The sequence below is a fragment of the Streptomyces sp. BK340 genome, assembly GCF_007827595.1.
Lineage (GTDB): Bacteria > Actinomycetota > Actinomycetes > Streptomycetales > Streptomycetaceae > Streptomyces.
Genome location: NZ_VISR01000007.1, coordinates 157,347 through 183,830 on the forward strand (window position 1 = coordinate 157,347; position 26,484 = coordinate 183,830).

The following is a 26,484-nucleotide window of genomic DNA, read 5'->3' on the forward strand; positions in this document are numbered from 1 at the left end:
GACCACGGGCGATGCTGTGGGCCGCGGCGGGTGTGGCAGTGCTCGGATTCCTCATCACCCTGGAGATCGCGGCCCGCCACTACGGCCTGCCCGGGCCGATCACCAGCCAGGTGCAAGAGGTGGTGTTCCGCCCCAAGTCGGGGCCGCTGCTGTACGCCAGCATGGCGTTGATGATGGTGGTGCTCACCCGGCGGGAGAGGGTCATCGCTGCCGGTGCCGCGATCGGCATCGACGTCGGCTTCTTTCTGGTGCGGTGGGTGATCGGCGACAGGGCGACCGACGGCCACCCGTTCGGCAACGGCGCGTTGTGGGTGATTCTGGGCTGTGCGGTCATCGCCGTCACGCGCCGCACCGGCCACGAGCGCGCCCTGCTGCTCAAGGGCGTCGGGCTGGCCCTGCTGCTGGTGGCCGGCCGCAAGACCGGCGACACCTGGCTGCTCATCACATCGAAGACCCGCCCGACGGTGCTCGACCAGTACGTGGCGACGGCCGACCACGCGCTGGGCGACCCGTCGTGGATCGCGGGCCGGATCGTCAGGGCCACCGGCCCGATCGGCGCCCATGTCCTCGACTTCGTCTACATCCAGCTCGCGGTGGCCGCGGTCGTCGTCACGCTGTACCAGCTGCGTCATGTGGCGGCCGAGCGCCGCTTCCCGCGCCACCATCTGGTGCGCACCTTTCTGGCGATCGGCCTCGTCGGGCCGGCCATCTACATGATCTTCCCGGTGGTCGGGCCGGTCTTCGCCTACGGTCCCGGCGCCTTCGGCACGGGCGGCCTGCACTGGGCGGTGGCCGACCTGTGGCCCAACACGCCGCCGGTCAACGCGCCGCACCCGATGTCGTTCGACCAGCTCACCCCCCGCAACTGCATGCCCAGCCTGCACACGGCGTGGGCCACCGCGATCTTCATCCATTCCCGCAAGGGCCCGCGCATTCTGCGCTTCGCGGGAGCGTTCTGGCTGATCGCCACGCTCGGTGCGACGCTGGGCTTCGGCTACCACTACGGCGCGGATCTCATCGCCGGCGTGGTGTTCACGCTCACGATCGAGGCAGCTCTGCGCGCGCACGACCGTGGCTGGGAGCGGTCGGGAATCCGGCTGGTCGCGCACGGCGCGACGGTCTTCGTCGCGCTCCTGGTGTCGTACCGCTGTCTGCCGACGGAAATGGCCGGCCTTCCGTGGGTGTGCGGACCGCTTCTCGTTCTGGCGATGCTCTCCGTGGTCTACGGCTACGTACGCACCACGAGACTGTGGGAACCGGAAGCCGCAGCGGCGCCTCGACCGGAACCGCAACCCGAACTGGTGTGAGAGGCGTGGCTCAGAGCCGCGGGGCGACGGCCACCCGCCGGGGCCTCGCCACCAGTTCCCCGTCGCAGTTGGGACAGACCTGCCCCATCGCCTCGCCGCACGCCACGCAGAACGTGCACTCGTAGGAGCAGATGCGGGCAGGGCCGTCCGCGGGCAGCTCGGTCATCTCGCAGCGCTCGCAGCGGTCGCGCATCTCCAGGGCCATGGCGGTCTCGTCTCCTCGGGCGGCGGGGCGGCGGTGTGCCGACTCCCATCCTCCGGACGGGCGTCGGCGCCGGAACCCTCCCGAGGGACAGGAATCGACATGATCGGGCCACGCCCGGTCACGTCCAGTCGACCGCGAACGCCTGCCCCGGGTGCTCGCCGAGGATGCGGTGCACCAGCTCCGCGCCCAGTGCCTCCGCCAGCCGCGGCCGCACCCGGCGCAGCAGGTACGACATGCCGGGCCCGCCGTCCACCGACCGTGCCCCGGCGATCACCGTGTCACCGCCGAGCAGCAGCCGGTCCCCGTACCCGGCCTCGGCGAGGGCAAGGACCGCCTCGGGCATCCGCCAGTCGGTGGCGTGATGGGCACGGGAGGGCCCGTCGAAGGCCAGCCAGCAGCCCGACTCGGCGGCCTGCCGTTGCACCACCGGGTCGGGGGAGCGGTTCAGGTGCCCGAGGATCACCCGGTGCCCGGGCACGCCCGACTCGCCGCACAGCAGGTCGAGCACGTCCAGCGCGCCGGTGCCCAGCTCCAGGTGGACGGCGATCGGCGCACCGGTGGCGTGGTGGGCCTCGGCCGCCGCGGTCATCGTCCGGCGGGCGTGCGCGTCGAGGCCGTGGAAGCCGCCCGCCACCTTGATCAGCCCGGCCCGGACCCCCGAGCCGCCGATGCCCTCCGTCAGCTCGGTGACGAACAGCTCGGCCAGTGAGCCGTTCAGCCTGTCGAGCGATTCCGGGGCGTAGTGCGCGGCCTGGTGCAGTCCCGTCGCGCAGACCAGATGCACACCCGTGGCCCGGGACAGCCCCGGCAGGTCCGCGGTCCGCCGGCCCATGCCGTACGGCGTCCACTGCACGACCGCGTCTCCGCCCGCCGCCCGGAACGCCGTCAGCTCGGCCCGCGCGGAGGAGAGATCGTCCAGCTCCTGGCCCGGCAACTGCGGGCTGCGCAGGAAGAGATGGTCGTGCGCGTCGCACACGCCCAGCTCCCCGGGGCGGATGTCACCGAGGACCGTACGGACCGTACTCGTCACACTCACCACTGCCGCCCGCGCGGCAGGGCGCCCCGCCCGGGCGCCGACAGGTGCAGCACCTCGAACACCTCGCCCTCGGCCTTGGGCGCGTCATGCTCCCAGAGCGAGAAATGGACCACCTCCCATGCGCGTGTGTCCACGGCGGCAGCCGCCAGCACCGCGCCGTCCGCCGCGGCCAGCCGCCCGGTCTCGCCGGCCGCGTCCGCCATGAACGCGGCCAGCTCCACACCGTCCGGCACCGGCCCGCGCCGCCGCACGGCGAACGCGGCGGGGGAGCCGGCGGCCGCGCCCTCCTCGAAGGCCAGGCCCGTCCACTGCCGTGTCTTCGGCCGCCCGAAGTCGTCGACCGGTCCCTGGAACGCGCCGCCCCAGAGGAAGCGGTTCATGCCCTCCATCGTGTTCCAGAGGTAGAAAGGCCCGTACTGGTTCACCGGCGATCCGTGCACCCCGCGCTCGCGCAGCAGGTACGTCTTGATGCCGAGGCCGTCCCAGTCGTCCAGCCGATGCGCGACACGGGCCACGCGGGAGCGGACGATGCCCATGTCGTAGTCCGCGGGCAGGGTGAACTCGTACTGCATGGCGTGCATGTCGTGGTTCCCTTCTCGGGCGGGGTAGTCGGTCGCCTCTCTCAGGCGGGGTACTCGCTCACGTGCTCGTGCCACTCGGTCGTGGTGCCGTCCACCGCGGCCTCCACGACCGCGAGGTGGCTCATGAAGGTGCGCGGCGCGGCACCGTGCCAGTGCCACTCGCCCGGCTCGATCCACACCGTGTCGCCCGCCCGGATCTCCTCCACCGCACCGCCCCTGCGCTGCACCAGTCCCTCGCCCTCCAGGACGTGCAGCACCTGGCCGTGCGGATGCCGGTGCCAGGCGGTGTGCGCACCGGGCGCGAAGTGGACGTTGAACATGCGCAGCCGTGCGGGGGCGGCGGGGGCGGCCACCTCGTCCAGCCACACCGAGCCGGTGAAGTTCTCCGCCGGACCCCGCAGGCTCTCCGGACGGCGTCTGGTGATGTGCACGGAAATCGCGTCTCCAGTCAGGGGGTTCGGGGTGCGAGCAGGGAGAGCAGGCCGCGGACACCGGCGTCGAACGCGGCGGGGGAGCCGGAGGCGCGGGCGAGCACATAGCCGCCCTGCACGGTCGCGAGGACGGCCGCGCCGATCTCCTCACCGTCCAGGGAGGGCGCGAACTGCCCCTGCCGCTTGCCCTCTTCGACGATCCCGGCGATCCGCCCGCGGATCCACGCGATCGTCTCGTCCACCGGTGCACGCAGCTCGTCGCTCGCGATCACGTCCGGATCCATGGTCAGCCGGCCGATCGGACAGCCGCGCAGCACGTCACGCTCGCGCAGCAGGTACGCCTCGATGCGCTCGTAGGGGGTGCCCGGCCCGTCGAGTACGCCCTCGGCGGTGGCCCGCAGTTCCTCGGCGGTCCGCCGGATCGCCGCCAGTGCCAGGTCGGGCTTGCCCTTGAAGTGGTGGTACATGCTGCCCTGGCCGGCGCCGGCGCGCTCCAGGATCGCCTTGGGGCTCGTGCCCACGTAGCCGCGCTCCCACAGCAGCTCGCGGGTGGACTCGATCAGTCGTTCCGAGGTGCTCATGGGAGCACTGTACATACTAGTAGTTACAATTCGCGAGTTCTCACGGAGGTGTCACGTCCCACCGCCGTACTCCCGCGGAGGTATGCGCACTGCCGCCGGCCGCACGACGACCCGGACCCCCTGCCGGAGGGAGTCTCGTGGCATCACCCGAGACCCTGCCGACAAGGGAGTCGAACCGACATGCAGACCCTGGCGAACTGGGACGGCGGACCCGGCCCATGGATCCTGTTCTTCCCGCTGATCTGGGCGGTCGTCGTGATCGGCGCCGTCACCCTGCTGCGCCGCACCGTCCGGCGCGGCCGCGGCGGTCCCTGGCGGCCCATGGACGGCGCACGCCCGGCGGGCGACTCACCGCTCGCGGTCCTCGGCCGCCGCTTCGCCTCCGGCGAGATCGACGAGGACGAGTACTGGCGCAGGCTCTCCGTCCTGGAGGAGCAGTTCGGCCGCATCGGCAAGGGCGATGCGGCATGACCGCCACCGCTCTGCGTACGGCGGCCCGCGTGGTGGGCGCGGTGAAGGTGTACGGCGGCGGCGACACCGCCGTACCCGCCCTGGACGGCGTGGACGCCGACTTCCCCGCCGGCCGCTTCACCGCGATCATGGGCCCTTCGGGCTCCGGCAAGTACCCTGACGCACTGTGCGGGTCCGGCGGAGAGGGTGGCCGCCCGGTACGGCAACCCCGAGGTGCAGACCCGGGACGAGTACGCGCAGTCATCCGCCCGCGGCATCGGCATGATGCTCACGCTCGTCTACGCCCTGCTCGCCCTCGCGGTGGTCATCGCGCTGCTGGGCATCGCCGACACACTGACCCTCGCGCTCCACGAGCGCACCCGGGAACTGGGCCTGCTGAGGGCCGTCGGCCAGACCCGGGCCCAGCTGCGGGCCATGGTCCGCTGGGAGTCGGTCCTGGTCGCCGCCTTCGGCACGGCCGGCGGACTCGCCCTCGGCGGCTTCCTCGGCTGGGTCCTGGTCAAGGTCTCCGACGGCGCGAGCGACACCGCGTTCGCCTTCGCCCTGCCACCCGCCAGGCTCGCCGTGGTCGTCCTGGTCGGCCTGGCGGCAGGCGCTCTCGCGGGCCTGCGTCCGGCCCGCCGAGCCGCCCGCCTGGACGTGCTGCGGGCGATCGCCACCGAGTGGGACGCCGTGCGGCGCCTCCCCGCGGAGGTGCGGCGCAAGCCACCGCGGCAGGTGGCCGACTCGCCGCCCGGTCAGCCGGGAACGGCCGTCCGGGCGGGAGCGGGTGCCGCGGCCGAGGCGTGGGCCACCACGGGGGTCGGAGCGGCGGCGACCGGGGCCGGTGCCGGCTGCACCTCGGTGAGCCGCGGTACCGGCTGCGGCTCGGCCACGGGGCGGGGCGAGCGGGCCGGCTGCCGCCGGGCCGTGGACGGCGCGGGCAGTGTGAACCACACGACCTTGCCGTCGTCGCCGTCCGGGCGTGCCCCCCAGCTCTCGCTCATCGCGGCCACCATCGCAAGGCCCCGCCCACAGGTGGCCAGGGGAGCGACGTCGGTCGCGTCGGCCACCACCGGGAGGCGCGGATCGTGATCGCGCACCGAGACCGTGAGCCGGTCGACCAGAAGTTCCAGCTCGACGATGCACGACTTGTCGGGCCGGGCATGCCGGTGGACATTGCTGAGCAACTCGGTCACACCGAGCGCGGCTCGGTCTATCAACGGGTCCAAATGCCAGTAGCGCAACTGTGCAGATACGATTCTGCGGACCTGGCCGATCCGCGACGGCAGGGCTTGGAGCTCCACCGTGCAGTGCCTGCTCGGATGACTGATCACGGCTGCGACTCCCCGATGTGAGGTCCGGAGGAACCGGAGGAACACGGAGAACAACGGATCCAGCAGGGTGCTTGCGTCCAAACGTCCGCCTGCTGTCGTGGCCGGCGGGCTGGTTCGCAGCGTTATCGCCGGTAAACCCAGAGTGACGTGAGACCAGCGTGACGCAGCGAGTGCTCTCCCGCAACTCGCAGCGACCGGGCGCAGGTCAGAGGCAGATCCGACCGGGCTCAGGTGCCGCGTCCGGCCGCCCGGCGCACCGCCTCGATGAACCGCCGGGCCGCCGGTGGCCCCGGTTCGCCCGGTGCGGGGTCCTGCTCGCCCAGCGTCAGCAGGTACCGGTTGCCGTTGAGGTCCGCCAGCGCCCGGTCCTCCGGCGCGAACCACGGCTTGGAGGCGCGCACCGCCTGCACGGGTGCGCTGTCGATCTCGCTGCCGTAGCTGTTGAGCAACTCCACCCTGCCGTCGCTGATCCGGACCTTTCCGGCCCGGGTGAGCGAACGCATCCGCTTGCCTATCCGCACGCCCGTGGCCGTGAACTCCGGCTCCGCCATCCTCCGCCGCCCCCTTGCCCGTCGCTCGCCGGACCTCGGCCCGTTGGTCCGGATCCGGCCCGTGTCCGGTCGTACCGCCCGGGGCCGTACCGGGTCTGCCGATCCGGTGTCCGCCCCTGTTCGGGACGATCGTCCCGTCCGGTGCAGTCTGCCCCGATGCGGCCTGGAGCACCAGTACGCAGGTGGCGTGTGCGACGGGTGTCGGAGCACTCGCGCCAATGCGCCCCCGAGTGGCGCGCACAGGTGTGCCCCAGCCGGGCTTTGGGTGGCTCAAAGATGCGTTTATGCAGGTGGGAAGCGGTGTGGAAGGTGCCTATGATCGAGGTGCCGGCCGCGCGCAGCGCTGTCGGTGCCCAGCCTAAGGAGCCCCGCCGTGAGCACCACCCCACAGACCCGGACCGGCGCCACCCTCGACGTCGACCGCAGCGACGCCGCCTACCGCGACTGGCTCAAAGAAGCCGTCCGCAAGGTCCAGGCCGACAACCAGCGCTCGGCCGACACGCATCTCCTCAAGTTCCCGCTCCCCGAACAGTGGGGCATCGACCTGTACCTCAAGGACGAGTCGACGCACCCCACCGGCAGCCTCAAGCACCGGCTGGCCCGCTCGCTGTTCCTCTACGGTCTGTGCAATGGCTGGATCCGCCCGGGCCGCCCGGTGATCGAGGCGTCCAGCGGCTCGACGGCCGTCTCGGAGGCCTACTTCGCCAAGCTGATCGGCGTGCCCTTCATCGCGGTCATGCCGCGCACGACGAGTGCCGAGAAGTGCCGTCTGATCGAGTTCCACGGCGGACAGTGCCACTTCGTCGACGACTCCCGGAAGATGTACGAGGAGTCCGCCCGCCTCGCGGTGGAGACCGGCGGCCACTACATGGACCAGTTCACCTACGCCGAGCGGGCCACCGACTGGCGCGGCAACAACAACATCGCCGAATCCATCTTCCGCCAGCTGGAGTTGGAGCGGTTCCCGGAGCCGGCCTGGATCGTGGCCACGGCCGGCACCGGCGGCACCTCGGCGACCCTCGCGCGCTACGTCCACTACATGCAGTACGACACCCGTATCTGCGTCGCAGACCCGGACAACTCCTGCTTCTTCGAGGGCTGGACCACCGGTGACCCGGACGTCACCTGCGACTGCGGCTCCCGGATCGAGGGCATCGGCCGGCCGCGCATGGAGCCGAGCTTCGTGCCCGGCGCCATCGACCGGATGATGAAGGTCCCGGACGCGGCCAGCGTGGCCGCCGTCCGCGCCCTGGAACGGGCCATCGGCCGCAAGGCGGGCGGTTCGACGGGCACGGGCCTGTGGAGCGCCCTGAAGATCGTCTCCGAGATGGTGGCCGAGGGCCGCACGGGCAGTGTGGTCACCCTGCTGTGCGATCCGGGGGACCGCTACCTCGACAAGTACTACTCGGACACCTGGCTCGAGGAGCAGGGCCTGGACATCGCCCCGTACACGGAGGCGATCGAGTCCCTGCTGGCGACGGGTGTCTGGCCGGACTGAGCAGGTCTTCGGGGCAGGCGCGCTACGGCTCGTTCGTGCCGAGGGCAGTGCGCAGCACCGCGATCGCCTGGGCCACGGCCGCGCGGGTGGCGTGCGTGCCGCTGAGCGGGTTCAGCATCATGAAGTCGTGCGTGATCCCGGCGTAGCGGACCGTTGTGACGGGCACGCCCGCGGCCCGGAGCCTGGCCGCGTAGGCCTCGCCCTCGTCGCGCAGTACGTCGGCCTCGTCGACGACCACGTACGCGGGCGGCAGTCCGGCCAGCTGCTCCAGGCTCGCCCGCAGCGGTGAGACCGTGATCGCCGAACGCTGGGACGGCTCCGGCAGGTAGGCGTCCCAGAACCACTCCATCGCCTTGGCGGTGAGGAAGTAGCCCTGGGCGAACTGCCGGTAGGAGGGCGTGTCCATCCCGGCGTCGGTGACGGGGTAGTAAAGCGACTGGTGGACGAAGGAGAAGTCGCGGCGCTCCTTGGCCAGCAGGGCCAGAGCCGCGGTCAGGTTCCCGCCGACCGAGTCGCCCGCCACCGCCAGCCGGGAGGCGTCGAGCCCGCGCGGGGCGCCGTGGTGGACGATCCACTGGGCGGTCGCGTATCCCTGCTCCAGGGCCACCGGGTACTGCGCCTCGGGCGAACGCGTGTACTCGACGAAGACGACGGCCGCCCGGGCGCCGACCGCGAGTTCGCGCACCAGCCGGTCGTGGGTGTCCGCGTTGCCGAGGATCCACCCGCCCCCGTGCATGTACAGCACCACCGGCAGCGGCTCCGCCACGCCCGGCGGCCGTACGATGCGCGCCCGTACACCGTCGACGTCGAAGGGCACGGTGACCCACTCCTCGTCGACGGGGAGCTTCTCGATGGGTTGCGCCTGGATGTCGTCCAGGACCTTACGGGCCTTCTCCACGCCGATCTCGTACAGGAACGGCGGCTGGGAGGTGGCTTCGGCCAGTTCCCGGGAGGCGGGCTCCAGAACGACGTCGCCGATGGCGGGCTGGGCAGTCATGACGGAATCCCTCACGTTTGTCCGGATTGCTCGGCCCTTTCCAGCATGGGTGCGGCACGCGGCGGTCGCATCCGTGGACTGCCGGACCGGGGCGCGGCGAACCGCTCACCCTGCGTGCCGATCACGGGAGGTGGGGGAGGTCAGGGGATGCGGGTCACCCGCCCGGTCGGTCCAGCCGCCGGTCCAGTGCCGTGACGGCGTCCCGGAACGCGTGGCCCACCCCCGGGCGGGCGAGGCGGCACACGAGGCGGAACGCGGCCGTACCGTCCAGCGCGAAGGTCATCCGGACCCGGGTCCCGGTGCCGGCCGGGGCGAGCCGCCACTCCTCGATCCAGGCGCGGGCCCCCGGGGTGTTGGTCATGTCGACGCGGTAGGTGTAGACCTCGGGCGCCTTCGCCACCAGCACCGATTCCTCGAAACGGATGCCGCCCCGGAGCCGCACCCGGCGCCCGCCCTCGGTCGGCCGGGCCGAGGACACCGCCGAGAACCACTCCGGCCAGCCGGTCACGTCCTCGGCCAGCGCCTGGAATACCGCTTCTGGAGCGGCCGCGACGTCCCGGGTGAACACGAACCGCACCGGGGCGGTCTCGACGAAGTCGAACTCCACCGGGCGCAGACGGTGAGCCATGGTGACGAAACCCCTCGTGAAGTCCCTCGGGAAAGCGGGGTGTTGCACCGGTCAGCCTAGCTGACGCCCTGTCAGATGTCCTCGTCCTCTTCGGGTTCGCCCGCCACCACCAGCCGCCTCAGGTGCTCGGAGATCTCCGCCCGCGCGTCGGTGGGCAGGCCCGCGTCCGTGACCAGCGTGTCCACCTGCTCCAGTGCGGCGAACGAACTCAGGCCCACCGTGCCCCACTTGGTGTGGTCGGCCACCACCACGACCCGGCGCGCCGACTGCACCAGCCGCCGGTTGGTCTCGGCCTCGGCGAGGTTGGGCGTGGACAGGCCCGCCTCGACCGATATCCCGTGCACCCCGAGGAAGAGCAGGTCGAAGTGGAGGGCGGCGATCGCCTGGTCGGCCACCGGGCCCACCAGCGAGTCGGACGGGGTGCGCACCCCGCCGGTCAGTACCACCGTGGCCGCGCCCTGCCGCTGTCCCGAGGTGCGCTGCGCCGCGTGGAAGACGTCCGCGACCCGAACCGAGTTCGTGACCACGGTCAGATCGGGCACCTCCAGCAGGTGCTGCGCCAGCGCGTAGGTCGTCGTACCGCCGGACAGGGCGATCGCCGTACCCGGAGTGACCATCCGGGCCGCGGCCTGCGCGATGTCCTCCTTGGCCGACAGCTCCAGGCCCGACTTGGCCTCGAAGCCCGGCTCGTGCGTGCTCGCCTCGACCACCGGGACCGCGCCGCCGTGCACCTTCTCCAACACGCCCTGGCGGGCCAGCGCGTCGAGATCGCGGCGCACGGTCATGTCCGACACGCCGAGCTTGCGGGTCAGTTCGTTGACCCGCACACCGCCCCGGCGCCGGACCTCGTCCACGATCAGGGCGCGGCGCTGCTCCGCGAGGAGGTTCTGATTCTCACTCACGTACGCTCCGGTCCTTTCGCCGCAATCCGTCCGACACGCCCGCCGCACCTGCTCCCACCTGGATGTTCCATCCGTCTTCGGTGCGCGGCGGTCCCATCTTTTCACGGGACGCCACCGGTTGCGCCACTACCTGTTACGACGCGCTCATGCCATTCGGGTCCAACCGGGCCTCACGTCTCCCGCCCGTGGTCACACGGATCGGGGAGATTTCGTGACGAGAGGTGTACGGCGCCCCCGAAACGGAGATCCTGATGCGCGCACGGACACATGCCGTCAGGCGCGTCACGGGGGAAGTGCGAGAACAGTGGAACGTGCGAAAGAACGCATGGCCGCGCGGGAGACGGACCGTCCCACCGCGCGAGTCACGGAGTCGGAGCCCGAGCTGGAACTCCTGGTGCACGGAGTCGGCGGCACCACCCCGGAGAAGATGCTCGGCGACCCGCGCACCGTCCGGATCACCGGCGACGACACAGCCGCGGTCTTCCGGCGCGCCGATCACACCGCGGACGCCCCGGCCGGGCATGGGCCGGACCGTGAGCCGGTGCAGGAGGCGTACGTCTGGTGCAATCTGACCTCCGGCGACGGCAGCCGCGCGTTATGGCTCCTGTTACTGCCGTTCATGGTGGTCAACCTCGCCCACTGGATGCGCCCCGCCGCCTCCGGCCGCGGACGCACCGTACGGTTCTACGGCCTCCTGGTGCGCCTGGCCGCCCTCACCCTCACGGTGCTGCTGGTGGCCGCCGCCTGCGAGGTCGCCCTCGACCTGGTGGCCTGGCAGTGCGCGGGCGTCGCCGCCTGCGCCCGGCGCCACTCCTGGCTGGGTCTCCTCTCGCCCGCCGTCTCCGACGACGGCTGGTGGAGTCTGCCCGGCCGCCGGATCGCCCTGGCCGCATCGGTCCCGGCCGCGCTCACGGCCCTGCTCTGGTACCTCTCGCACCGCACCTGGAGCGCCTACGAGTCGCACCGCCCGATGTCCCGCGACCCCGAGCCGGAGACCGACGGCAGCGCCCTGGCCCGGCCCGGCTTCTGGTACGCCCGGCGCCTGGTGGCCCGGCTGCGTGCGGCCCACACCGCGGCCGGCCTGCTCACCGTGGCCGCCGCCCTCCTCACACCCGCGGCCCGCTTCGACCACCACTCCGGCGGCCCCGCGGCCCTGGACGCCCTCGGCTGGATCCTCGCCGCGGCCCTGCTCGGCTGCGCGGCCGCCGTGGTGGGCGTGGTCTGCCGCCGGGGCCGCAGCGAGAACCGCCTCGACCAGCAGCTCGACCGTCACCTCGTACGCCGCCTGCCGCTCGGCGCCCTCGGCCTGCTGCTGCTCACCGTGCTGTACACCGGCTGGTCCCGCCCCGGCTGGCGATCGGCCGGGCGGCTGCCCGGAGACCCGGCCTTCGGCGCCCTCATGCCGGCCCAGGGCCTGCTCGTCGTCGTCCTCGCGGTCGTCGCCCATGACCTGTACCGCCGCCGCCCCGACCCGCGCGCCGGGATGCGCGGCCTCGGCGGCCCGGCGGTCGTGCTGCTCGCCTGCGCGCTGGGCGGTGTGATGTCGGGCGGCGTCGCGCAGCGGGTCGCCGACTGGCTGGACGGCACCCGGGTCCTGCTCGACGGGCCCCCGGTGCTGCTGACCTGGCAGGCGTCCGCGATCCCGCCGATCCTCGCGGTGCTGCTGGCCGTCGCCGCCCACCTGGCCCTGCGCACCGCACGGCTCGCCCGCGCCGAACGCGACCGCGTGAGCGACGAGCACCCCGGCGAGCCCGAGGACCCGTCCCGCACCCGCGCCATCGCCCAGGCCCGCGCCATGGCCGCCCTCACCGACCGGACACCGCTGGTCGTCGCCGTACTCGCCGCAACCACCCTGCTGACCGGCGCCGCCGCGCTGGCCGGCGCCCTGGCCACCGGAGAGCCCCCCGAGGGCGCGGCACGGCGGACCTACGACGTCGTCCAGGCCGTGGCCGAGACCTCGCAGACGCTCGGCTCCTGGCTGGTCGGAGTGGGCTTCGTCCTGTTCGTCACCTGGGCCCGGCGCGCCTACCGGGACGCCTCCGCCCGCCGCACCATCGGCATCCTGTGGGACGTCGGCACCTTCTGGCCGCGCGCCGCCCACCCCTTCGCCCCGCCCTGCTACGCCGAGCGCGCGGTGCCGGACCTGACCTGGCGGATGGCGACCTGGACCCGGCACACCGGCGGCCGTCTGGTCCTCTCCGGCCACTCCCAGGGCAGTGTCCTGGCGGCAGCCGCGGCCTGGCAGCTGACCCCGTCCGTGCGCAAGCGGGTCGCCCTGCTGACCTACGGCTCCCCGCTGGAGCGCCTGTACGGCCGCTGGTTCCCGGCCCACTTCGGCCCCCGGGCCCTGGCCGCCCTGCACGGCGACGTCGCCTGCTGGCGCAATCTCCACCGCCGTACCGACCCGATCGGCGGCCCGGTCCGCCTCCCCGGCGACTGCGGCCCGGAGGTCGACCACCAGCCCCTGAAGGACCCGCTGGCCTACGGCCGTACTCCCCGGCAACCGCTGCCGGCCCCGATCCTCGGCCACTGCGACTACCAGGCGGACCCGGCCTTCGCGCGGGAGAGGGCCCGGCTGCTGGCCCGGCTGCACCCGGACCTGCCGGGGCAGCGCCCGGTCCCTGAGGCTCCAGAGTGAGCCCTCAGGGCAGCTCCGGCAGGTCCTCGCCGTAGAGCAGGGTCAGGTCGTCGGTGCTGGGGTCCTCCAGCTGCGCGACACGGCTCGCGTGCCGTTCCACCATCGCCTCGAAGGTCTTGCGCGCGGTCCGGCCGTTGCCGAAGGCGGGGCCCTTCGGGATCGCCGTGAAGTACTTCAGCAGGGCCTCCGAAGCACCCGGTGCCAGCCGGTACTCGTGCTCGTCGGCCTGCTGCTCCACGATCCTGAGCAGCTCGTCGGGGCCGTAGTCACTGAAGGTGATGGTCCGGGAGAAGCGGGAGGCGACACCGGGGTTGACGGAAAGGAAGCGCTCCATCTCGGCCGTGTAGCCGGCGACGATCACCACCACCGCGTCCCGGTGGTCCTCCATCAGCTTCACCAGCGTGTCGATGGCCTCCTTGCCGAAGTCCCGTCCGGCGTCCTCCGGGGACAGGGCGTAGGCCTCGTCGATGAACAGCACACCGCCGCGCGCCCGTTCGAAGGCCTCCTGGGTGCGGATCGCGGTGGAGCCGATGTGCTCGCCGACCAGGTCGACCCGGGACACCTCGACCAGGTGACCCTTCTCCAGCACCCCGAGGGAGGCGAGGATCTCACCGTACAGCCGGGCGACCGTCGTCTTGCCGGTGCCGGGGGAGCCGGTGAAGACCAGGTGCCGCTTGACCGAGGCCGCCTTCAGACCCGCCTGCTGCCGGCGCCGGCCCACCTCGATCATGTCGGTCAGCGCCCGCACCTCGCGCTTGACGCTCTCCAGGCCCACCAGCGCGTCCAGTTCACCGAGCACGGCCTTCGAGGTCCGGGCCGACTTCTCCGGATCGGCCACGGCGACGAGCGGCTCCTGCTCCGTGGCGCGCTGCCCGGGGATCGCGCCGAGCAGCCCGGGCGAGGGAGAGGAGGTCTGTACGGCCGGCTCGCGGGCCGCCGGCGGCCTGAGGCTGCCGCTCTCGTCGCTGGTGCAGTCCTCCACTACCGGGCCCGTCCCGGCCCCCGCGTCCGGCCCCGCGTCGGCGAACTCGTAACCACCGCGCGAACAGCGCTCCGTACGGCACTTCCGCAGCGTCGTGCGACAGCCGTCGATCACATGGAAGCCGTAGCCGCCGCTGCCGCTGACCCGGCAGTTCAGGAAGCTGCCCCGGCCACCGGCGGACACGTAGAAACCCGCCTCGGCGGGCGAGTCGACCGTGCACCGCTCGATGGTCGGGTCGGCGCCCTTCGTGACGATCACACCGGTCTGTGTGCCGTCCAGGGTGCAGTTGTTGAGCGTTCCGCCGCTGCCGTGGTCGCGGAACCAGGCGCCGGTGGCCGCTTCCCGGATCCGGCAGTCGTCGAGCTGCGCGGTCGCGCCGTCGCTCACCGACACGGCCGTGTTGCGGACCTGGGACAGGTCGCTGTCCACGACGTCCGCACGCGAGCCGCGGTCCAGTACGAACAGCGCGTCCGGCACGTCGTGCACCCGGCAGGACTCGAGCACCGCGGTGGCGCCGTCGCTCACCCACACCGCCGGATAGTCGCCGGTGCTGTCGAAGATCTCGCACTGGTTGGCGTCCACCCGGGTGCCCGGGTCCCACACGGACAGTCCGTTGCGCCCGAACTGACGCACCGTTGTCCGGGTCAGCGTGAGCACCGAACGGGAGCGCAGATCGACCGCGTTCTCCGGGATGTCGTGGATCCGGCAGTCCGCGAGCGTGAGCACCGCGTCCGTGTCGAGCGTGACACCGTCGCCCGTGGTGCGGTGCACGTCGCAGTCGGTCAGGTGCGCCGTGGCCCGCTGGGTGACCTGCACCCCGGAGCCCCGGACCTCGTACACCTCGCAGCCGACGGCCTCCAGGGCGGAGTTCTCCCCGGTCGCGCTCAGGCCGGTGCCGGAGGCGTGGTGCACCCGGCACCGCTCCAGGCGGGGACGGGCGCCACCGCGGACCGCCACGCCCGCCTGCCCGGCCGCGACGACCTCGCACTCCTCGAACACCCCGCCGCCGCCGTCGAGAACGGCGATGCCGATACCGGCCGGGTTGTCGACGGTGCAGCGCCGCACGGTCGGACGTGCCCCGCCCCGCACCTCGATGCCCGCGGCGGACCGCGTGACGATCCGCACGTCCATCAGCTCGGGCGTGCCCTCCTCCACCAACAGGGCGGGCGCTGCCGAGTCCTGGCCCTCCACGTGCAGGTCCTGCACCACCGCGGAGGCCCGCACGGTCAGCGGCACCCCGTCCACGGGCGCGATCCGCACCGAACCCGGCGAACCCTCCGGCCCGCGCAGGGTCACCGACCGCTGGACGACGAGGTTCTCCCGGTAGGTGCCGGGCGCGATGGTGAGGACGTCGCCGTCGGCGGCGGCCTCCAGGGCGGCGGCGAGCGAAGCGTACTCACCCGTGCGGCGCCGCCACCGCGATGTACCGGTGTGCGTCACCTGGACCGTGCCCTGTGCCATGGCGTTGCTGTGCCCCCACCTCGTAGTACGCGGGTTTGATGCCGAAGGCGAGTCGGCCGGTCCACCGTAGCGTGCGCGCGGGTGGTGGGTTGACCAGAGCCGGAAAGGCCGTCAGCTGCCGGTGCCCGCCTTGCCCCAGTCCGGGCCCGCCCGGTCCCAGGCCTGGTCCCAACGCGCATACCGGCGGCGGACCATGCGCCAGACGATCAGCCGACGGCCGCTCTCGACCAGGCCCACGGTCAGCAGAGCCGCGCCGAATCCGGCGAGCACCGCGTGCGTCGTCGCCGTGGGGGAGTCCAGCGGGCGGGTCGTTATTCGGCCGTGCGGATCCGTCCAGAGCCTGAAGTGGTCACCCGCGTGCGGGGACTTGAGGTTCGCCAGCGCCGGTCCGTGCTGCCGGGTGCCGTCCGGTGCCGTCCAGTCGGCGAGGACACGGCTGCGGGCGTCGTGCGCGGTTCCGGTGTCGGGGTCGGTCTCCATCGGGGCGCTGCCCAGCCCGCGCACCACGGTGGCCGTGACGAGGTGACGGTCGTGCTGCTGCTCCCGCACGGAGTGCTGCAGGGAGTCCTGCGCCGCCACGCCGACCAGGGCGCCGATCAGGGGCGCGGCCACCGCGACCAGCACCAGGGCCACGACGGCCACCCAGGCCTCGGCCAGGTCGGTCGCGCGGCGCAGCGGATTGTGCCTCCAGCGCCACAGGCCGCGGATTGCTCGCACGTCCCCCCACCCCCTTCCGCTCCGTGACACCCCCCACGGAGCCGCTCACCCCCGGCCCGGACCCGGAGCGAGCGACATCACTCCCGGCCCGGGGCCGCTCATGCAATTCTCACGTCGTCTCAACGACCGGGCCCCGCCCCTGGGTTCCCCGGCCGCCGGCCCGATTCGCTAGCCGAGTACCCGCACCGGGTCCCCGACCCGGATCGTGCCGGGCGTGAGCGCCACCAGGTTCTGGCCGAAGAGCAGCCGTGTGCCGACCCTGCGGTGCCGTGCGAGCGTGCGCAGGGGCTCACGGCCGCGTACGGCGGTGTCCTGGTCGGTCGTGGTCACGACGCAGCGCCCGGAGGCCTTGGCGACCCGGAAGACCACCTCGCCGATGGCGATCTCCGCCCAGTCGTCCTCGGCCCAGGCCTCGGTGCCCGCGACGACCACGTTGGGCCGGAACCGGTTCATGGGCAGCGGCCCCTCGGCGGCGTCATCGCCCTGGGCTATGAGGGAGTTCAGGGCGTCGAGGGAGGCGACGGTGGTGACCAGGAGGGGGTAGCCGTCGGCGAAGCTCACCGTCTCGCCCGGCAGCGCGCACTCGGGGTCGACCGGACGCCGGGTGGCCGGATCGTCCATGTGGACCAGACGGACATCGGCGCCGAGATACGCGGAGCACCAGTCGTGAGCCGTGTCGGAGGCGAGGACCGCCTCCACCTTCGTGCCGAAGACGTGCGTCGGCACCGTCGCTCCCGGCTCCGGGACGGGGACCGTGAGCGGCTCCTGGCCGGGCGCGGACAGACGAACGCCGCCGCCGGGCATCGGCTCGGCGGCGGCCAGTGCGAGGCGCGGCTCCTCGCGCTGTGTGACGACCTTTCCCCCGTCGTCGATCAGAGTCCAGCGCCGGTCTCCGGCCAGCCCCCAGGGCTCCACCAAGGCTGCCCGGGGTGCGACACCCCGGAACGCCTTGACCGGATGGACGTGGATCGACTGCAGTTCGGCGTTCCCCATGACGCCATCGTGCCAGGTGGCACCGACAGCCGGGGCGCGCCGGTCAGTAGCCGCGGTACTGCTGGTTGTTGTACGGGTCCTGGTACGGAGCCGGTGCGGGCCGCGGCGCGGCGGGGCGCATGGCCTCGTAGCCCGTGCCGGCCGCCATCGGGCGCGGCGGCTGCGGGGCCTGCGGGGCCTGCGGGCCGGGATAGCCGCGGGGAGCGCTCGCCTGCTGCGGGATGTACGCCGTGGGCGCCTGCTGCAGCGGGGCGGGCTGGACCTGCGGATAGCCGTAGGAGGGGAACTGCGGGGAGGGAGCCGCCGGGAGGGCGGGCAGCGCCGACGGGAGCGCGGGAAGGTGGCTGCCCGTGTCGTACGCGGCGGGGACCCGGATCGGGGCGATCTGCGGGGTGCCCCGCTCGGCCACGAGCGAGTCGTAGATCGGGGTGTCCGGGAAGGAGGCGGAGTAGTAGCCGCCGCCATAGGTGGAGCGGGGGGAGGTCATGGCACATAAGTTAAGCCCACGATGTGCTGGTTGGGGAGACCGATAAGAGGGTTGTTTTCCGTGTCCGCAGTGACGCGGGATCCCCAATCCGAGCGAACTTGGCAAAAATGGACGCCGTTCAACGTTGGGATCGTGTAAATGCCGAGCTTCTGTCGGGTTACCGGCGGTTGACCGGCGATCTTCCGGCGCAGCTCATGGGAGTTCCCCGCCCCTGGGAATAGGTTGGGCGGGTAGAGATGATCTCGGGAGCCCGGGCACGTCCGGGACACCGACACGCGATGGGGGCGGACATGACAATGCCGAAAGGATCGAATGCGCCGGTGCCCACCACGGCCCTGCGCGTCGAATTGGGCTGGCGCTCCGGACCCGGCGTACCCGACGCGGACGCCTCGGCACTGTTGCTCGCGGCCGGAAAGGTCCGCTCCGACGGTGACTTCGTCTTCTACAACCAGCCCGCGCACCCCTCCGGCGCGGTCCGTCACGAGGGCAAGCGGGCCGCAGGCGGGCTCGTCACCGACACCCTCCTCGTGGACCTCGCGCGCGTGGAGAGCGGGATCGAGCGGGTCGTCCTCGCGGCCTCCGCGGACGGCGGGACGTTCGGGCAGGTCCCGGACCTCTACATCGAAGTGACCGACGCGGCCGGTGGCGCGGTCGCCCGCTTCGACAGCCCCGGCGCGACGGTGGAGACCGCCTTCGTGCTCGGCGAGTTCTACCGCCGTCAGGGCGGCTGGAAGTTCCGCGCCGTCGGCCAGGGGTACAGCAGCGGACTCGAGGGCCTGGCCACGGACTTCGGTATCACCGTCGACGAGCCGCAGCACACCGCGCCGCCTCGCACGGCCGCCGAACCGCCTCCCGCACCCCCCGCCGCGCCGCCGGTCCCGCCCAGGGCGACCCTGCCACCGCCGGCCACCGCTCCCGTGCCCCTGCCACCACCCCCGGCGACCCCTCCTGCCGCGCCGGTCCGCCTCTCCAAGGTCACCCTCACCAAAGCGGCCCCCTCCGTCTCCCTGGCCAAGCAGGGTGGCACCTCCGGCGCCATGCGGGTCAACCTCAACTGGCAGGTGCGCAAGCATTTCCCGGGCCGGGGCGGCCGGTGGGGCGGCAGCCAGGGCAACCTCGACCTCGACCTGTGCGCCCTGTACGAACTCGCCGACGGCCGCAAGGGCGTCGTACAGGCACTCGGCAACGCCTTCGGCTCCCTGAGCCGGCCGCCGTACATCCACCTCGACGGCGACGACCGTACGGGCGCCGTGGCGAGCGGCGAGAACCTCACCGTCAACCTCGACCGCAAACAGGACTTCCGGCGCATCCTGGTCTTCGTCACGATCTATGAAGGCGCGGCCTCCTTCGCCGACCTGCACGCCACGGTCACCCTCCAGCCCCAGCACGGCGCCGCGATCGACTTCTCGCTGGACGAGTGCACGGTTCCCTCCACGGTGTGCGCACTCGCGCTGATCACCAACACCGGCGGCGACCTCGTCGTCCAGCGCGAGGCGCGCTACCTGGTACCGGAGCGCGGAGTGAGCCCGCAGCGGACCATAGACCACGCCTACGGGTGGGGAATGAACTGGACACCGGGGCGCAAGTAGCCACGTTTCAGTTCTCGTCGGGCACGGCGTCCGGGCGCGCGTACGTGCGGCCCTTCCAGGCCGCCCCGCGCCCCCGGTAGTGCTGTACGGCGGAGTCGGCCGTCATGAGGAGGTAGAGGAACGCGGTGAAAGGCAGCAGCGGCGCCGGCCACAGCGGCTGCCGGTAGTAACGGAGCATCGGCACGTACGTCCCCGTCATCACCGCCCAGGCGGCCGCGCCCACGACCGCCGTCGCCGCACTGCCCGTGACCGCACCGGCCACCACGGCCGCGGGCGGCACCAGGTACACCAGGGCGAGCCCGGCGACCGTGCCGAGCAGCAGAAGCGGGTTGTGCCGGAGCTGGGCGTACGCGCTGCGCGAGACCATCCGCCACAGGTCGTGCAGCCGCGGATAGGGACGCACGCTGTCCACCAGGTCGGCCAGCCCGAGCCAGATGCGACCGCCGGCAGCCTTCACCGCGCGCGCGAGGGCGACGTCGTCGATGACGGCGTGCCGGATGGAGTCCGGGATCCGCGCCTTGTCGGCCATGTCCGCGCGCAGCAGGACACAGCCGCCCGCGGCAGCCGCCGTCCGCGCCCCGCGCAGGCCGATCCTCCGGAAGGGATACAGCTGCGCGAAGAAGTAGACGAACGCCGGGACCACGAGCCGTTCCCACAGGCTCTCGACCCGCAGTCGCGCCATCTGCGACACCACGTCGAACCCCCCGGTGCGGGCCGCAGCCACCAGTTCCCGCAGGCTGTCCGGCGCGTGCGCGATGTCCGCGTCCGTCAGAAGCAGATATTCGGGATCACGCGCGCGTGCGAGGCCGATGCCGTGCCGCACGGCCCACAGCTTGCCCGTCCAGCCCGCGGGCGGCTCACCGGGGGAGTCCACCGTGAGCGGCAGCCCGCCGTGCCGCCGCGACAGCTCGCGGGCCAGCTCCCCGGTGCCGTCCGTGCTCCCGTCGTCCACGAGGAAGACCTCCGCCCGCCCCGGATAGTCCTGCGCGAGCAGCGACGGCAGACTCGCGGGCAGCACGGCGGCCTCGTCACGGGCCGGTACGACCACACAGACCGACGGCCACACGGCAGGTTCCCGGCGCGGGGGCAGCCGGACGTCCGTGCGCCAGAAGAAGCCCTGGCACAGCAGCAGCCAGCACCAGGCGGCGAGGGATACGACGGCGGTCCACACGATCGCGCTCACGGGCGCAGTCTGCCCCACCGGACCGGAGCGCAAGGGCGCATCGTCTATCGTGGCCGGGTGAAGATCGCGCTCATGGACTCCGGAATCGGCCTGCTGGCGGCCACCGCCGCGGTACGGCGCCTGCGCCCCGACGCGGATCTGGTCCTCTCCCTCGACCCCGACGGCATGCCCTGGGGGCCGCGCACGACCGAGGACCTCACCCGGCGTGCCCTGGCCGTCGCCGAGGCCGCCGCGGCCCGCCGGCCCGACGCCCTGATCATCGGCTGCAACACCGCCACCGTGCACGCCCTGCCCGCCCTGCGCGCCCGCCTGGAGCCCGGCGTCCCGGTGATCGGCACGGTCCCGGCGATCAAGCCGGCCGCCGCCGGCGGCGGCCCCGTCGCCATCTGGGCCACGCCCGCCACGACCGGCAGCCCCTACCAGCGCGGTCTCATCGAGGACTTCGCCGACGGCGTCCGGGTCACCGAGGTGCCCTGCTGGGGGCTCGCGGAGGCCGTGGAGCACGCGGACGAGGTGGCCATCGACGTGGCGATCGCCGCCGCGGCCGCGCTGACCCCGCAGGACGTGACGACGGTCGTCCTGGGATGCACCCACTACGAGCTGGTGGCGGAACGTATCCGCGCCGCCGTCCAGCGCCCCGGTGCCGCTCCGCTGGTGCTGCACGGATCCGCCGGCGCCGTGGCCGCCCAGGCCCTGCGGCGCCTGGGCGAACAGGCCGCCCCCGGCGCCCCGGCCGAGGGCACGCTGACGGTGCTGCTGAGCGGCCGCGAGGGCGTGCTGCCCGCGGCCGCGCTGCACTACGCCGAAGGGCGTCTGCTGCCCGCCGCCGGACCGCTCGCCGACCGGCGGTGACCTGGGGCGGCCGCCTCCACGGGGCACGCCGCCCGGAACAGTCACCCTCCGCACGCCGGTACCCGCGGGGCGAAACCTGAGTAACCTCGTAGACATGAGGGAGCACCGCGCCGAGGACATCCCGCACCCCGACGTCTGGACCGGGCGTGCCACCAACCGGGTGCAGTGGCTGCTGGCGCTGAGCGGCGCCGCCTGCATGGCGCTCGGCATCGAGCTGGCCGTGGACTCGGCCTGGTCCTCCGGCGCCGCCCCGCTGGTGATGTCCGTCGTGGGCTGCATCGCCGCCGGACTGCTGGTGCTGTTCGGCACGCTCGCCTTCGTGCACGTCGACCTCAAGCTCGACAAGGAGTGCGTCGAGGTGCGCTGCGGCCACATCGGCGTGCCGCGCCGCCGCATCCCGCTCTCCCAGGTCGCCGGCGCCGACTTCACCTCCTACGTCACCCCGCGCCACTGGGGCGGCTGGGGCTACCGCTGGCGCCCCGAGAAGGGCACCGCGGTCGTAGTCCGCCGCGGCGAGGGCATCGTGCTGCGCCTCTGGGACGGCCACACCTTCACGATCACCGTGGACAACGCGGAGGCGGCGGTCCGCGCCATCAGGGACCGGCTACGGACGATGACGCCCGGGGGAGCGAGCTGAGACGGCGGCCACTGCGCCGGCCCCTTTCGCGAACCCGGTCCGCTTCGAGCCGGACGCCGCCACCCACTGACACCGGGCGCTGCACTTGCCTGCGCCGGACGGCGGGCTCGCGCCCCGCGCCTCGCTACAGCTCCGTGCTGTCGCCCGCCCACGGCCGTGCCGTGGCCCATCCCGCCAGCAGGCCCGCGCCCGCGGTCACCGTGGTGAAGCTCAGCGCGTTGCCCACGGAGGCGATCGCGGCCAGGGCGGTCAGGGCCGCGCCAGCGGTGAGCGCGATCGGTGTGGAGCGCGGGGTGCGCCACAGGGCATAGAGGGCCCAGCCGAATCCGGCGGCCAGCAGGAGCACCCCGACGAGGCCCTGTTCGGCCACCTGCTGGAGCAGGGCCGAGTGCGGTCTGCCGTCGGGCAGGACAGCCTGTGGCGCGGGGTCGCTCAGCTCGCCGAAGCGGCCCGGGCCGATGCCCAGGCCCGTGTACCGGTGGGCCAGTCGCAGCGCGTCCTGCCACAGCTGGACCCGGTGCGGCGCGAACCGGCTCTCCAGCGCCTCGGGCAGCGCGCCGGCGGCGACCGCCCAGATCGTCCCCGCCACCAGGGCAGCCGCAAGTGCGAGACCTACGATGCCGACGCCTCGGCGGGGCATCGAGCCCGCGGCGAGCGAGCACAGCAGAACCGCGGCGCTGGCCGCGCAGCCGGCGGCCGAGCCCATGGCGGCCCCGGTCAGCGCGATTCCGGCGGCCAGCAGCCGCAGCCCGAGCCGCAGCCCGGGTCCGCGCGCGGCCCAGGCGGCACAGCACGCGGCGCCGGTGGCCAGCGCCAGCAGAGCGGCCGTGGCTCCGGCGTGCCCGAGCGGGGCGGCGTAGCGGGGGCCGGGGGAGAGGTCGGGCAGGACCACGGCCAGCGCGAGCCCCGCCGACGCACCTGCACCGGGCGCGGCCACCGGAAGCAGCGCCCCGGAGATCCGGCCCGCGGCGTACCCGGCGATCACGGCGAGCACCGCGAGGAGCACCCCTTCGGGCCGCCCGTCGTGGGCCGCCGCCGTGATCAGCGACCAGGCGGCGCACGCTCCCAGAAGGATCATGCCCGCCCCGTCAGAAACGTTTCGTCTGCCTCTGTAAGCGTCCGCACCGGTCGCGGACCTCGTCCCCGTCGACCCCACCCGTCGCCCCTCGCACCCCGGTCCCCCGACCTGTGGCAGGCCCCGGCCGCACGCACCGGGACCGGCCGCACCACTGAGGCTCGGGCACACCGTAACGGCTGATGACCGTTTTGGGCACGAGCAGCGCAGGAACGACGTGATTCCGGCACCGTGCAGGTGGGGGCAGCGCCCGCAGCAGCCCGTGCTGTCGGCGGCAACGCCAACCGCCGTACACTCCCCGGGTGACCGTCACCGCAACTTCCGTGGACCACTCCGGCCTCCAGCCGTCCCCCGCGCCGAGCGCGCGCGGCCGCCGACTGCTGCGCCTGGTCCCGGCCGTCGCCTCCGCCCTCTGCGGAGTGCTGCTCTACGTCAGCTTCCCGCCGCGCCCGCTGTGGTGGCTGGCCCTGCCCGCCTTCGCCGGCTTCGCCTGGGTACTGCGCGGCCGCACCTGGAAGGCGGCGTTCGGCCTCGGCTACCTGTTCGGACTCGGCTTCCTCCTGCCGCTGCTGGTGTGGACCGGCGTGGAGGTCGGCCCCGGCCCCTGGCTCGCGCTGGTCGCCATCGAGGCCGTCTTCGTCGGCCTCGTCGGCGTCGGTGTCGCCGCGCTGGCCAAGCTGCCTGCCTGGCCGGTGTGGGCGGCCGCCGTGTGGATCGCGGGCGAGGCGGCACGCGCGCGCGTGCCCTTCCGCGGCTTCCCCTGGGGCAAGATCGCCTTCGGCCAGGCCGACGGCGTCTTCCTGCCGCTCGCCGCGGTGGGCGGCACCCCGGTGCTCGGCTTCGCGGTGGTCCTGTGCGGCTTCGGTCTGCACGAGGCGGGGCGCCTGATCGCCGAGCGGCGCCGCACCCGGACCCTGCGGCGCGGGGCCGCGGCCGTCGCGCTGCTGAGCGTCGCCGTCCCGGTGGCGGGAGCGGTCGCCGCGCGGCCGCTGGTGAGCGACAAGGCCGAGGCCGGCACCGCGACCGTCGCGGTCATCCAGGGCAACGTGCCCCGGGCCGGGCTGGAGTTCAGCGCGCAGCGGCGGGCGGTCCTGGACTACCACGCGCGCGAGACCCTCAAGCTCGCCGCCGACATCAAGGCGGGCAAGGTCGCCAAGCCCGACTACGTGCTGTGGCCGGAGAACTCCTCCGACATCGACCCCTTCACGAACTCCGACGCGGCCGCCGTCATCGACGGTGCCGCCAGGGCCGTCGGGGTGCCCGTATCGGTCGGCGGGGTCGTCGAGAGGGGCGGCAGGCTGCTCAACGAGCAGATCCTGTGGGACCCGGCCAAGGGGCCGACCCAGACCTACGACAAGCGGCAGGTGCAGCCGTTCGGCGAGTACCTCCCACTGCGCGGGCTCGTCGGTGCGATCAACCAGAACTGGACCAGCATGGTCCGTCAGGACTTCAGCCGGGGCAGCAAGCCGGGTGTGTTCGACATCGACGGCGCCAAGGTCGGCCTCGCCACCTGCTACGAGGCCGCATTCGACTGGGCCGTGCGGGACACCGTCACGCACGGCGCGGAGATGATCTCCGTGCCCAGCAACAACGCCACCTTCGACCGCAGCGAGATGACCTACCAGCAGCTCGCCATGTCCCGGATCCGTGCCGTCGAGCACAGCCGGACCGTGACCGTGCCGGTCACCAGCGGCGTCAGCGCGATCATCATGCCGGACGGGAAGATCACCCAGAAGACCGGCATGTTCGTCCCCGCCTACCTCGTCCAGAAGGTCCCGCTGCGCATGTCGCAGACGCCCGCGACCAAGCTGGGCATCCTGCCGGAGATCGCCCTGGTGCTGGTCGCCGCGGGCGGTCTCGGCTGGGCGATCGGGTCCGGGATACGTGCCCGGCGCCCGGGTGACGCGTAGCCGTACGCCCGTCGTTCGCCGGGGGAACCCACCTGCTGGACGGAACCGGCCCGTTAGGGTCGGTTCCATGGCTATTCCTGACTTCATCTCCACGATCAGGGCCTCCGCGGGCCACCAACTGCTGTGGCTCCCCGGAGTCAGCGCCGTCGTCTTCGACGACCAGGGCAGGATCCTGCTGGGGCAGCGCGCGGACAACCACAAGTGGGCGCTGCTCTCCGGCATCCCCGAGCCCGGTGAGCAGCCGGCCGCCGCCGCGGTGCGCGAGGTGTACGAGGAGTCAGCCGTACGGTGCGTGGCCGAACGGATCGTCATGGTGAAGTCCGGCGAGCGGATCACCTACAACAACGGCGACATCTGTCAGTTCATGGACATCACGTTCCGCTGCCGGGCCGTCGGCGGCGAGGCTCGGGTCAACGACGACGAGTCGCTGGACGTCGGCTGGTTCGAGGTGGATGCGCTGCCGCCGATGGACGAGCACCAGCTGGTCCGGATCAAGCAGGCCCTGTCGGACGAACCCACATGGTTTGACCCTACGAGTTTTGAATGAAGTATGGGGTGTGACCACATGTGGTCGAGGTGGGGTGCTGCTTAGGGTCGGCACATGACCCAGCCCAGCGCCCTGCCCGGCCCCCACGCCCCCTCGCTCGACCTCGGCGGCCGCACCGCCCTCGTCACCGGCGCCGCCGGTGGCATCGGCGGGGCCTGCGCGCTGCGGCTGGCGGCCGCCGGGGCCAAGGTGAGAGCCGTCGACCGGGACGCGACCGGCCTGGACGCACTCGCCGACCGGGCCCGGGACCTGGCGGGCACCGTCGAGCCGCACGTCCTGGACCTCACCGACCTGGATGCCGCCGAACACGCGGCCGCCGGCACCGACGTCCTGGTCAACAACGCCGGGCTGCAGCTGGTGCGCCCCATCGAGCAGTTCCCGCCCGACGTCTTCCACACGGTGCTCACCGTGATGCTGGAGGCGCCGTTCCGGCTCATCCGTGGCGCCCTCCCGCACATGTACGCGCAGGGCTGGGGCCGGATCGTCAACGTGTCCTCCGTCCACGGGCTGCGCGCCTCGGCCTTCAAGGCTGCCTATGTGGCCGCCAAACACGGACTCGAAGGCCTCTCCAAGACGGCCGCCCTGGAGGGCGCCCCCCACGGTGTGACCTCGAACTGTGTGAACCCGGCCTATGTGCGCACCCCACTGGTCGAGAAGCAGATCGCCGACCAGGCCCAGGCACACGGCATCCCCGAGGAGCGCGTCCTGTCCGACATCCTGCTCAAGGACAGCGCCGTCCAGCGGCTCATCGAACCGGAGGAGGTCGCCGAGGCCGTGGCCTACCTGTGCAGTCCGCACGCGTCCTTCGTCACCGGTACCTCGCTGGTGCTGGACGGCGGATGGACGGCCCACTGAGCGGGCCGGCGGCGTCGGGGCGGAGAGTTTTCCACAGGCCCGACGGGCCGGGCG

The 26,484-nt window shown here is 72.9% G+C and carries 26 protein-coding genes and 1 pseudogene; 11 read left to right on the forward strand and 16 right to left on the reverse strand.

Annotated features, from left to right (window positions below; translation table 11 throughout):
* The first annotated feature begins 11 nt into the window (after positions 1-11).
* Positions 12-1,307: a phosphatase PAP2 family protein gene (locus FB157_RS16230; protein WP_145880239.1), complete on the forward strand. Its 1,296-nt coding sequence runs from the start codon at positions 12-14 to the stop codon at positions 1,305-1,307.
* Between the two features lie 10 nt (positions 1,308-1,317).
* Here FB157_RS16230 and FB157_RS16235 read toward each other — a convergent pair whose 3' ends face one another.
* The 5 genes from FB157_RS16235 to FB157_RS16255 form a co-directional block, all read right to left on the reverse strand.
* Positions 1,318-1,512 (reverse strand): DUF1272 domain-containing protein, encoded by a 195-nt coding sequence (locus FB157_RS16235; RefSeq protein ID WP_145880241.1) that lies wholly within the window; start codon positions 1,510-1,512, stop codon positions 1,318-1,320.
* Between the two features lie 118 nt (positions 1,513-1,630).
* On the reverse strand, positions 1,631-2,542 hold the full coding sequence (locus FB157_RS16240; RefSeq protein ID WP_145880243.1) for a phosphotriesterase: 912 nt from the start codon (positions 2,540-2,542) through the stop codon (positions 1,631-1,633).
* A 2-nt stretch (positions 2,543-2,544) separates the two neighbouring features.
* The gene (locus tag FB157_RS16245) at positions 2,545-3,129 is read right to left on the reverse strand and encodes a DUF4865 family protein (protein ID WP_145880245.1); all 585 of its coding nucleotides are present in this window, start codon (positions 3,127-3,129) and stop codon (positions 2,545-2,547) included.
* Positions 3,130-3,170: 41 nt separating this feature from the next.
* Positions 3,171-3,560: a cupin domain-containing protein gene (locus FB157_RS16250; RefSeq protein ID WP_145880247.1), complete on the reverse strand. Its 390-nt coding sequence runs from the start codon at positions 3,558-3,560 to the stop codon at positions 3,171-3,173.
* Positions 3,561-3,577: 17 nt separating this feature from the next.
* Positions 3,578-4,141, reverse strand: coding sequence for a TetR/AcrR family transcriptional regulator (locus FB157_RS16255; protein ID WP_261386333.1), 564 nt, complete (start codon positions 4,139-4,141; stop codon positions 3,578-3,580).
* A gap of 180 nt (positions 4,142-4,321) precedes the next feature.
* On the opposite strand from FB157_RS16255, the gene FB157_RS16260 reads away from it, so the two are divergent.
* A complete protein-coding gene (locus FB157_RS16260; protein ID WP_145880251.1) occupies positions 4,322-4,612 on the forward strand; it encodes an SHOCT domain-containing protein in 291 nt (96 codons plus the stop codon).
* Between the two features lie 180 nt (positions 4,613-4,792).
* Positions 4,793-5,275: pseudogene (locus FB157_RS16265) on the forward strand (ABC transporter permease); the annotation flags it as partial.
* A 74-nt stretch (positions 5,276-5,349) separates the two neighbouring features.
* Here FB157_RS16265 and FB157_RS16270 read toward each other — a convergent pair.
* Together FB157_RS16270 and FB157_RS16275 are read right to left on the reverse strand one after the other, a co-directional pair.
* A complete protein-coding gene (locus tag FB157_RS16270; RefSeq protein WP_145880437.1) occupies positions 5,350-5,928 on the reverse strand; it encodes an ATP-binding protein in 579 nt (192 codons plus the stop codon).
* Between the two features lie 227 nt (positions 5,929-6,155).
* The gene (locus tag FB157_RS16275; protein WP_145880253.1) at positions 6,156-6,479 is read right to left on the reverse strand and encodes a hypothetical protein; all 324 of its coding nucleotides are present in this window, start codon (positions 6,477-6,479) and stop codon (positions 6,156-6,158) included.
* A 373-nt stretch (positions 6,480-6,852) separates the two neighbouring features.
* On the opposite strand from FB157_RS16275, the gene FB157_RS16280 reads away from it, so the two are divergent.
* Entirely contained in the window at positions 6,853-7,977 is a 1,125-nt protein-coding gene (locus FB157_RS16280; protein ID WP_145880254.1) for a PLP-dependent cysteine synthase family protein, read from the forward strand.
* A 22-nt stretch (positions 7,978-7,999) separates the two neighbouring features.
* Here FB157_RS16280 and FB157_RS16285 read toward each other — a convergent pair whose 3' ends face one another.
* The 3 genes from FB157_RS16285 to FB157_RS16295 all read right to left on the reverse strand — a co-directional run bounded on the left by FB157_RS16285 (position 8,000) and on the right by FB157_RS16295 (position 10,504).
* A complete protein-coding gene (locus FB157_RS16285) occupies positions 8,000-8,974 on the reverse strand; it encodes an alpha/beta hydrolase (RefSeq protein WP_261386334.1) in 975 nt (324 codons plus the stop codon).
* Positions 8,975-9,128: 154 nt separating this feature from the next.
* The gene (locus FB157_RS16290) at positions 9,129-9,602 is read right to left on the reverse strand and encodes an SRPBCC family protein (RefSeq protein WP_145880256.1); all 474 of its coding nucleotides are present in this window, start codon (positions 9,600-9,602) and stop codon (positions 9,129-9,131) included.
* Between the two features lie 71 nt (positions 9,603-9,673).
* Positions 9,674-10,504: a DeoR/GlpR family DNA-binding transcription regulator gene (locus FB157_RS16295; RefSeq protein WP_145880258.1), complete on the reverse strand. Its 831-nt coding sequence runs from the start codon at positions 10,502-10,504 to the stop codon at positions 9,674-9,676.
* Positions 10,505-10,808: 304 nt separating this feature from the next.
* Here FB157_RS16295 and FB157_RS16300 point away from each other — a divergent pair, with 304 nt between their 5' ends.
* Entirely contained in the window at positions 10,809-13,142 is a 2,334-nt protein-coding gene (locus FB157_RS16300; protein ID WP_398946778.1) for a hypothetical protein, read from the forward strand.
* 4 nt (positions 13,143-13,146) lie between these two features.
* On the opposite strand, the gene FB157_RS16305 is transcribed toward FB157_RS16300, so the two are convergent.
* From FB157_RS16305 to FB157_RS16320, 4 genes are all read right to left on the reverse strand, one after another.
* Positions 13,147-15,585, reverse strand: a complete 2,439-nt coding sequence (locus tag FB157_RS16305; RefSeq protein WP_145880260.1) for a right-handed parallel beta-helix repeat-containing protein — start codon at positions 15,583-15,585, stop codon at positions 13,147-13,149.
* 111 nt (positions 15,586-15,696) lie between these two features.
* Positions 15,697-16,302, reverse strand: a complete 606-nt coding sequence (locus tag FB157_RS16310) for a hypothetical protein (RefSeq protein ID WP_145880262.1) — start codon at positions 16,300-16,302, stop codon at positions 15,697-15,699.
* A 168-nt stretch (positions 16,303-16,470) separates the two neighbouring features.
* The gene (locus FB157_RS16315; RefSeq protein WP_145880264.1) at positions 16,471-17,295 is read right to left on the reverse strand and encodes an MOSC domain-containing protein; all 825 of its coding nucleotides are present in this window, start codon (positions 17,293-17,295) and stop codon (positions 16,471-16,473) included.
* A 43-nt stretch (positions 17,296-17,338) separates the two neighbouring features.
* A complete protein-coding gene (locus tag FB157_RS16320; RefSeq protein ID WP_145880265.1) occupies positions 17,339-17,782 on the reverse strand; it encodes a DUF6643 family protein in 444 nt (147 codons plus the stop codon).
* Between the two features lie 296 nt (positions 17,783-18,078).
* On the opposite strand from FB157_RS16320, the gene FB157_RS16325 reads away from it, so the two are divergent.
* Entirely contained in the window at positions 18,079-19,371 is a 1,293-nt protein-coding gene (locus FB157_RS16325; RefSeq protein ID WP_186581542.1) for a TerD family protein, read from the forward strand.
* Positions 19,372-19,378: 7 nt separating this feature from the next.
* On the opposite strand, the gene FB157_RS16330 is transcribed toward FB157_RS16325, so the two are convergent.
* A complete protein-coding gene (locus FB157_RS16330) occupies positions 19,379-20,554 on the reverse strand; it encodes a glycosyltransferase (protein WP_145880269.1) in 1,176 nt (391 codons plus the stop codon).
* A 57-nt stretch (positions 20,555-20,611) separates the two neighbouring features.
* Between FB157_RS16330 and FB157_RS16335 the strand changes: the two genes are divergently transcribed.
* Both FB157_RS16335 and FB157_RS16340 read left to right on the forward strand, forming a co-directional pair.
* On the forward strand, positions 20,612-21,406 hold the full coding sequence (locus FB157_RS16335; RefSeq protein WP_145880271.1) for a glutamate racemase: 795 nt from the start codon (positions 20,612-20,614) through the stop codon (positions 21,404-21,406).
* 94 nt (positions 21,407-21,500) lie between these two features.
* Positions 21,501-22,043, forward strand: coding sequence for a hypothetical protein (locus FB157_RS16340; protein WP_145880273.1), 543 nt, complete (start codon positions 21,501-21,503; stop codon positions 22,041-22,043).
* Between the two features lie 124 nt (positions 22,044-22,167).
* Here FB157_RS16340 and FB157_RS16345 read toward each other — a convergent pair whose 3' ends face one another.
* Entirely contained in the window at positions 22,168-23,121 is a 954-nt protein-coding gene (locus FB157_RS16345) for an O-antigen polymerase (protein ID WP_145880275.1), read from the reverse strand.
* A 299-nt stretch (positions 23,122-23,420) separates the two neighbouring features.
* Between FB157_RS16345 and lnt the strand changes: the two genes are divergently transcribed.
* From lnt to FB157_RS16360, 3 genes are all read left to right on the forward strand, one after another.
* A complete protein-coding gene (gene lnt, locus FB157_RS16350) occupies positions 23,421-25,028 on the forward strand; it encodes an apolipoprotein N-acyltransferase (protein ID WP_145880277.1) in 1,608 nt (535 codons plus the stop codon).
* 67 nt (positions 25,029-25,095) lie between these two features.
* Entirely contained in the window at positions 25,096-25,575 is a 480-nt protein-coding gene (locus FB157_RS16355) for an NUDIX domain-containing protein (RefSeq protein ID WP_145880279.1), read from the forward strand.
* Positions 25,576-25,629: 54 nt separating this feature from the next.
* Entirely contained in the window at positions 25,630-26,430 is an 801-nt protein-coding gene (locus FB157_RS16360) for a 3-hydroxybutyrate dehydrogenase (protein WP_145880281.1), read from the forward strand.
* Positions 26,431-26,484: the final 54 nt, after the last annotated feature.

Coding starts and splice junctions, on each gene's coding strand:
- FB157_RS16230 (WP_145880239.1), top strand. CDS start 12: ATGCTGTGGGCCGCGGCGGGTGTGGCAGTGCTCGGATTCCTCATCACC.
- FB157_RS16235 (WP_145880241.1), bottom strand. CDS start 1,512: ATGGCCCTGGAGATGCGCGACCGCTGCGAGCGCTGCGAGATGACCGAG.
- FB157_RS16245 (WP_145880245.1), bottom strand. CDS start 3,129: ATGCACGCCATGCAGTACGAGTTCACCCTGCCCGCGGACTACGACATG.
- FB157_RS16255 (WP_261386333.1), bottom strand. CDS start 4,141: ATGAGCACCTCGGAACGACTGATCGAGTCCACCCGCGAGCTGCTGTGG.
- FB157_RS16260 (WP_145880251.1), top strand. CDS start 4,322: ATGCAGACCCTGGCGAACTGGGACGGCGGACCCGGCCCATGGATCCTG.
- FB157_RS16275 (WP_145880253.1), bottom strand. CDS start 6,479: ATGGCGGAGCCGGAGTTCACGGCCACGGGCGTGCGGATAGGCAAGCGG.
- FB157_RS16285 (WP_261386334.1), bottom strand. CDS start 8,974: ATGACTGCCCAGCCCGCCATCGGCGACGTCGTTCTGGAGCCCGCCTCC.
- FB157_RS16290 (WP_145880256.1), bottom strand. CDS start 9,602: ATGGCTCACCGTCTGCGCCCGGTGGAGTTCGACTTCGTCGAGACCGCC.
- FB157_RS16305 (WP_145880260.1), bottom strand. CDS start 15,585: ATGGCACAGGGCACGGTCCAGGTGACGCACACCGGTACATCGCGGTGG.
- FB157_RS16315 (WP_145880264.1), bottom strand. CDS start 17,295: ATGGGGAACGCCGAACTGCAGTCGATCCACGTCCATCCGGTCAAGGCG.
- FB157_RS16320 (WP_145880265.1), bottom strand. CDS start 17,782: ATGACCTCCCCCCGCTCCACCTATGGCGGCGGCTACTACTCCGCCTCC.
- FB157_RS16325 (WP_186581542.1), top strand. CDS start 18,079: ATGCCGAAAGGATCGAATGCGCCGGTGCCCACCACGGCCCTGCGCGTC.
- FB157_RS16340 (WP_145880273.1), top strand. CDS start 21,501: ATGAGGGAGCACCGCGCCGAGGACATCCCGCACCCCGACGTCTGGACC.
- FB157_RS16345 (WP_145880275.1), bottom strand. CDS start 23,121: ATGATCCTTCTGGGAGCGTGCGCCGCCTGGTCGCTGATCACGGCGGCG.
- FB157_RS16355 (WP_145880279.1), top strand. CDS start 25,096: ATGGCTATTCCTGACTTCATCTCCACGATCAGGGCCTCCGCGGGCCAC.
- FB157_RS16360 (WP_145880281.1), top strand. CDS start 25,630: ATGACCCAGCCCAGCGCCCTGCCCGGCCCCCACGCCCCCTCGCTCGAC.